7 protein-coding genes and 1 pseudogene are annotated in these 6,476 nt (G+C 70.5%); 2 read left to right on the plus strand and 6 right to left on the minus strand.

Annotated elements, in window-relative coordinates:
* Positions 1-62 precede the first annotated feature (62 nt).
* A complete protein-coding gene (locus tag ACWC1K_RS31475) occupies positions 63-557 on the plus strand; it encodes a DUF3145 domain-containing protein (protein ID WP_115908388.1) in 495 nt (164 codons plus the stop codon).
* Between the two features lie 133 nt (positions 558-690).
* On the opposite strand, the gene fabF is transcribed toward ACWC1K_RS31475, so the two are convergent.
* The 5 genes from fabF to ACWC1K_RS31500 all read right to left on the minus strand — a co-directional run bounded on the left by fabF (position 691) and on the right by ACWC1K_RS31500 (position 5,633).
* Positions 691-1,962, minus strand: a complete 1,272-nt coding sequence (gene fabF, locus ACWC1K_RS31480; protein WP_099928643.1) for a beta-ketoacyl-ACP synthase II — start codon at positions 1,960-1,962, stop codon at positions 691-693.
* Positions 1,963-2,041: 79 nt separating this feature from the next.
* Positions 2,042-2,290, minus strand: a complete 249-nt coding sequence (locus ACWC1K_RS31485) for an acyl carrier protein (protein ID WP_030931809.1) — start codon at positions 2,288-2,290, stop codon at positions 2,042-2,044.
* 108 nt (positions 2,291-2,398) lie between these two features.
* Positions 2,399-3,400: a beta-ketoacyl-ACP synthase 3 gene (locus ACWC1K_RS31490; RefSeq protein ID WP_450836342.1), complete on the minus strand. Its 1,002-nt coding sequence runs from the start codon at positions 3,398-3,400 to the stop codon at positions 2,399-2,401.
* Between the two features lie 20 nt (positions 3,401-3,420).
* Positions 3,421-4,338, minus strand: a complete 918-nt coding sequence (locus ACWC1K_RS31495; protein ID WP_450836343.1) for an ACP S-malonyltransferase — start codon at positions 4,336-4,338, stop codon at positions 3,421-3,423.
* An 89-nt stretch (positions 4,339-4,427) separates the two neighbouring features.
* A complete protein-coding gene (locus ACWC1K_RS31500; protein WP_450836344.1) occupies positions 4,428-5,633 on the minus strand; it encodes a PucR family transcriptional regulator in 1,206 nt (401 codons plus the stop codon).
* Positions 5,634-5,695: 62 nt separating this feature from the next.
* Here ACWC1K_RS31500 and ACWC1K_RS31505 point away from each other — a divergent pair, with 62 nt between their 5' ends.
* On the plus strand, positions 5,696-6,364 hold the full coding sequence (locus ACWC1K_RS31505) for a pirin family protein (protein WP_450836353.1): 669 nt from the start codon (positions 5,696-5,698) through the stop codon (positions 6,362-6,364).
* Here ACWC1K_RS31505 and ACWC1K_RS31510 read toward each other — a convergent pair.
* Positions 6,340-6,476, minus strand: a pseudogene (locus ACWC1K_RS31510) (DNA polymerase III subunit beta); the annotation flags it as partial. The gene ACWC1K_RS31505 and the pseudogene ACWC1K_RS31510 sit on opposite strands and share 25 nt — an antisense overlap.

Consider the following 6,476-nt stretch of genomic DNA (forward strand, 5'->3'; position numbering starts at 1 on the left):
GGCCGCCCGGCCACGGCCGTCCGCCAGTTCGCCAGATTGTCCTGCTCTGCCCGGAGGTCCCGGTGACGACACGTGGGGTTCTGTACGTGCACTCCGCACCGCGCGCGCTGTGCCCGCACGTCGAGTGGGCCGTCGCCGGCGTGCTCGGCACACGCGTCAACCTCGACTGGATCCGGCAGCCCGCCGCGCCCGGCACCTGGCGCTCGGAGTTCTCCTGGCAGGGCGAGGTCGGCACGGCGTCCAAGCTGGCCTCCGCGCTGCGCGGCTGGCAGCTCCTGCGCTTCGAGGTCACCGCGGAGCCCTGCCCCACCGCGGAGGGCGAACGCTACAGCTGCACCCCCGACCTGGGCATCTTCCACGCCGTCACCGGCATCCACGGCGACATCCTCATCCCGGAGGACCGCCTCCGCGCCGCCCTGACCCGCTCACAGCAGGGCGAAACGGAACTGGAGTCCGAAATCACCAAGCTGCTCGGAAAGCCGTGGGACGACGAGTTGGAGCCTTTCAGGTATGCGGGTGAGGGCGCCCCGGTGCGCTGGCTGCATCAGGTGGTCTGAAGCGCCCCTGAAGGGGCGCGGGGAACTGCGCGATCAACCCCCACCGGCCCGCAGCCGGCTGACAACAGACAGCAAAACGGCGAATGGCCCGCCCCAATAGGGAGTACGGGCCATTCGCCGTTCACGGCAATTCTCAGACCGTCCGGAACGCCAACACCACGTTGTGCCCACCAAACCCGAAGGAGTCGTTGAGGGCCGCGATACGGCCCTCAACGGGCAGCTTCCGCGCCTCGCCGCGGACGATGTCCGCAGCCGCCTCCGCCTCGGGATCAAGGTTCTCGACATTGATGGTCGGCGGAGCAACCCGGTGGTACAGCGCCAGGATCGTGGCGACGGACTCGACACCACCCGCCCCACCCAGCAGATGACCGGTCATCGACTTGGTGGCCGAGACCGCCATGTGGTCGGCGTCGTCGCCGAACACCTTCCGCAGCGCCTTCAGTTCGGCCACGTCACCAGCCGGCGTCGAGGTGGCGTGCGCGTTGACGTGCACGATCTCCGCCGGGTCCAGGTCGGTGCGCTCCAGCAGGTTCTGCAGGGCGTGCGAGATGCCGCGGCCCTCGGGCTCCGGCTGCACGATGTCGTGGCTGTCGGCGGAGATGCCCTGGCCGACCGCCTCCGCGTACACGCGGGCGCCGCGCTTGGCGGCGTGCTCGGCGGACTCCAGGACGAGGACGCCGGCGCCCTCGCCGAGGACGAAGCCGTCACGGGCGACGTCGTAGGGTCGCGAGGCGCCCTGCGGGTCGTCGTTGTTCTTGGACATCGCCATCATGTTGCCGAACGCGGCGATGGGAAGCGGGTGGATGGCCGCCTCCGTGCCACCCGCGACGACGACGTCGGCGCGGCCGGTGCGGATCATCTCGATGGCGTAGCCGATGGCCTCGGCGCCCGAGGCGCAGGCGGAGACCGGGGTGTGCACACCCGCCCGGGCGCCCACGAGGAGACCCACGTTGGCGGAGGGGCTGTTCGGCATCAGCATGGGGACGGTGTGCGGGGAGACGCGGCGTACGCCCTTCTCCTTGAGCACGTCGTACTGGTCGAGCAGGGTCGTCACACCACCGATGCCGGAGGCGATGACGGCACCGAGACGGTCCGGGTCGATGCTTGCGTCGTCACCGGCCTTCTCGGTGAAACCGGCGTCCGCCCAGGCCTCCTTGGCCGCGATCAGCGCGAACTGCGCCGAGCGGTCCAGGCGGCGGGCCTGCGGCCGGGGGATGACCTCGGTGGGCTCCACGGCGACCGGCGCGGCGATACGGACCGCCTGCTCGGCGGCCCACTCCTGCTCCAGGGGCTTCACGCCGGACTTGCCGGCGATCAGGCCCTCCCAGGTAGAGGCTGCGTCGCCACCCAGCGGTGTGGTTGCGCCGATACCGGTGACGACCACGGTGCGATTGGTCGGGCTCACGGGAATTCTTTCTCCAACGGATCGGGATTCAGCGGCGCCACCGCCGGGTGGCGGGGCAAAGCAGCCGGGCCTAGAAGGCTCAGGCCTGGTGCTTGAGGATGTAGTTGGTCGCGTCGCCGACCGTCTTGAGGTTCTTGACGTCCTCGTCCGGGATCTTGACGTCGAAGCGCTCTTCGGCGGCGACGACGACCTCGACCATGGACAGCGAGTCGACGTCCAGGTCGTCGGTGAAGGACTTGTCCAGCTGGACGTCCTCAACCGGGATGCCGGCGATCTCGTTCACGATGTCGGCGAGACCGGCGACGATCTCTTCCTGAGTGGCGGCCATGTCAGGCGCTCCTTCGTAGTAATCCAGAGGGTGTGGCGCCCGCCGCGTCAGCGGCAGGTGTTGCTGTGCTTTCCGCACCGGATCCGATGATGATCCGGCACGGAGTGCCTAGGGGAGGGTAACGACCGTCGCGGCGTACACGAGACCCGCCCCGAAGCCGATGACGAGCGCGGTGTCGCCGCTCTTCGCCTCACCGGTCGCCAGAAGCCGCTCCATGGCGAGCGGAATCGAGGCGGCCGAGGTGTTGCCGGTGGTGCGTACGTCACGCGCGACCGTGACGTGCTCCGGCAGTTTCAGCGTCTTCACCATCGAGTCGATGATCCGCTCGTTGGCCTGGTGGGGAATGAAGACGTCCAGGTCGTCCGGGGTGATCCCGGCCGCGTCCAGCGCCTGCTGGGCGACCTTCGCCATCTCGAACACGGCCCAGCGGAACACCGCCTGGCCCTCCTGCGTGATCGCAGGGAACTTGGCGACCGTGCCTTCGCGGTAGTCCGTCCACGGCACGGTCTGCTTGATCGTCTCGGACTTGTCGCCCTCCGAGCCCCACACGGTCGGGCCGATCGCCGGCTCCGTGGACGGGCCGACCACCACCGCGCCCGCGCCGTCGCCGAACAGGAAGGCCGTCGCACGGTCCTCCAGGTCGGTGAGGTCGGACAGCCGCTCCACGCCGATGACGAGGACGTACTCCGCGGAGCCCTCGACGATCATGCCCTTGGCGAGGGTGAGGCCGTAGCCGAAGCCGGCGCAGCCCGCCGAGATGTCGAAGGCGGCGGCCTTGTTCGTGCCGAGCTTGTCGGCGATCTCCGTCGCGACCGCGGGGGTCTGCTTGAAGTGCGAGACGGTCGAGACGATCACGCCGCCGATCTGCTCGGCGGAGATCCCCGCGTCGGCGATCGCCTTGCCGGACGCCTCGATCGACATCGCGGCGACGGTCTCCTCGTCGGAGGCCCAGTGCCGGGTCTCGATGCCGGAGCGCGAACGGATCCACTCGTCGGACGAGTCGATCGTCTCGAGGATCACCTCGTTCGGCACGACCCGGGTCGGGCGGTAGCCGCCCACACCGAGGATGCGCGCGTACGGGGCGCCCTTGCTGGGCTTGATCTTCGACATGTTCGTACGGCTCCTTGGGGTCAGGCTTCGGCGTGCTCGGCGATGAGCGCGCGGGCCGCGTCGAGGTCGTCGGGGGTCTTGAGCGCGAGCGTCTGCACGCCCGGCAGCGCGCGCTTGGCGAGGCCGACCAGCGTGCCGCCGGGGGAGACCTCGATCAGGGCGGTCGCGCCGAGCTCCTTGAAGGTCTCCATGCACAGGTCCCAGCGGACCGGGTTGGCGACCTGGCCGACCAGGCGCTCCAGCACCTCGGCGCCGGTCGCGACCGTCTGCCCGTCCTTGTTGGACACGTACGTGAACTTCGGGTCGGCGGGGGCCAGTTCGGCGGCGGCCTTCGCCAGCGCGTCGACGGCGGGCGCCATGTGGTGCGTGTGGAAGGCGCCGGCGACCTTCAGCGGGACGACCTTGCGGACGCCCTCCGGCTTGTCCTCGTTGAGCGCGGCCAGCTCCTCCAGCGTGCCCGCGGCGACGATCTGGCCCGCGCCGTTCACGTTCGCCGGGGTCAGGCCCAGCTTCGCCAGGTGCGCCACGGAGACTTCGGGGTCGCCGCCGAGCAGCGCCGACATCCCGGTCTCGGTGATCGCGGCGGCGTCGGCCATGGCCAGACCCCGCTTGCGTACGAGGGTCAGCGCGGAGGTGTCGTCGAGGACGCCCGCGAAGGCGGCCGCGGTGATCTCCCCGACGCTGTGGCCCGCGACGGCGCCCGGCGTGATGGCACCGAGTGCCGAGGCGGACAGGATGCCGGCGGCGACCAGCAGCGGCTGGGCCACGGCGGTGTCGCGGATCTCGTCCGCATCGGCGTTCGTGCCGTAGTGGGCGAGGTCCAGTCCGATGGCGTCCGACCAGGCGGCGACGCGGTCTGCGGCACCGGGCAGTTCGAGCCAGGGAGTCAGGAAGCCGGGCGTCTGGGCGCCCTGGCCGGGAGCGACGAGTACGAGCACTCTCACACTCTCTCTTGTGGACGGCCAAGGCCGCCCGTGAGGACAGGGACGAAGAACACGAGGGGGTTTTGTGGACCCCCGACAAAACACTAGGCGGGGAGATCCCCGTCGGCCAGACGCCCCAGGATCAGCGCGATCCGCAGCGTGAACGCGGAGCGTACATCGGAAGGTGACCAGCCGGTGACGTCAGTCACACGTCGGAGCCGGTAGCGCACGGTGTTCGGGTGAACGAAGAGCATCCGGGCCGCGCCCTCCAGACTGCTCGCCTGCTCAAGATAGACGGAGAGCGTCTCCAGGAGCGCCGACCCGGCCTCCTCCAGCGGTCTGTAGATCTCCTCCACCAGCTGCTCGCGTGCGCTCGGGTCGCCGGCGATGGCACGCTCCGGAAGCAGATCGTCCGCCAGAACCGGCCGTGGGGCGTCCTGCCAGGCGGAACACGCTTTCAGGCCGGCGGCCGCGGCCTGCGCGGACCGCGTCGCGGCCAGCAGATCGGCCACCACGGGCCCGGCCACCACGGGCCCGGCGGCATACGGCCCGATCAGCGATTTCGCGACACCGATCGGATTGTCGCTGCCACCGGCGATGACGACGAGCCGGTCACCGAGCACCCCGGTGAGCACCTGCAGCTTGGCGTGCCGGGCGGCCCGCCGGATCGCCTCCACCGTCAGCTCGGAGTCCCCGTCGGGGGCGGTCCCGAGGACGACACACACATGCTCGGGGGCGTTCCACCCCAGGGCGGCGGCCCGGCTGACGGCGCCCTCGTCGGCCTCACCGCTGAGCACCGCATTGACGACGAGGGACTCCAGGCGGGCATCCCAGGCACCGCGTGCCTCGGCGGCCTGGGCGTACACCTGGGCGGTGGCGAAGGCGATCTCCCGGGCGTACACGAGCAGCGCCTCGCGCAGCACGTTCTCGTCACCCGGCGCCGCCACCTCGTCGATGGCGGACTCCATGACCTCGATGGTGGTGCGCACCATCTCCACGGTCTGCCGCAGCGTGATCGCCCTGGTCAGCTCGCGGGGCGCGGTCCCGAACACATCCGTCGAGATGGCCTGCGGGGCGTCGGGATGCCGGAACCACTCGGTGAAGGCGGCGATACCGGCCTGGGCGACCAACCCGATCCAGGAACGGTTCTCCGGAGGCATCGCCCGGTACCACGGCAGCGTCTCGTCCATGCGCGAGATGGCCTGCGCGGCGAGAGAACCGGAGGACTTCTCCAGTCGCTTCAGGGTCGCCGCGTGCGAGTGGACGCCGGGTGCGGCGGCTTGGGGCTTGCTCGTTTCGGGTTCGGGCACGGGGACAAGACTGCCTTATCCGGACGGGAGCGTGCGTCGCCGGGTCTACCGTGGACCGCGTGATGGACGTACGGCGCGCTGCTGAGCGCTACCCAGGGGGCGACCCGGCAGCAGGCATCGAGTCGTGGCACGCCTTCTCCTTCGGCCCGCACTACGACCCCGACAACCTCCGCTTCGGCGCGGTGATCGCCTGCAACGAGGAGCGCCTCGCGCCCGGCGCCGGCTTCGACGAACACCCGCACAGCCATACCGAGATCGTGACGTGGGTGGTCGAGGGCGAGCTGACCCACCGCGACTCCTTCGGCCACGAGACGACGGTCCGTCCCGGCGACGTGCAGCGGCTGAGCTCGGCGGCGGGCGTACGGCACGTGGAGCGCAACGACGGCGACGGCCCCCTGACCTTCGTCCAGATGTGGCTGGCCCCCCGCGACCCCGGCGGCGACCCCGCCTACGAGATCGTCCACGGCATCGCGGACTCGACCCCGTACGCGGTCCCGGAGGCGGGCGCGATGCTCCACGTACGACGGCTGAGCGCGGGGGAGCGCACGGCGGTGCCGGACGGGCGGTACGTGTATCTCCACGTCGTACGTGGTGAAGTGCGGCTGGACGGCGAGGAGTTGGGGCCGGGTGATGCGGCCCGCATCACGGACGCCAAGGACCTGGAGGCCCTGGCCGCGACGGACGCGGAGCTGCTGATCTGGGCATTTGAGAACGAGACGGAACGATGGTGACCGTCTGGGGGCTGCCGCACAGCCTGTGCATCGTCGCTGGAGCCGGCCTCCAGGATCAGCACGCCCTGCTCGAAGCTCAGCCGCACCGGGGTGTTGCGCTCGGCGACCAGGG

It is taken from the genome of Streptomyces sp. NPDC001492 (assembly GCF_053597275.1).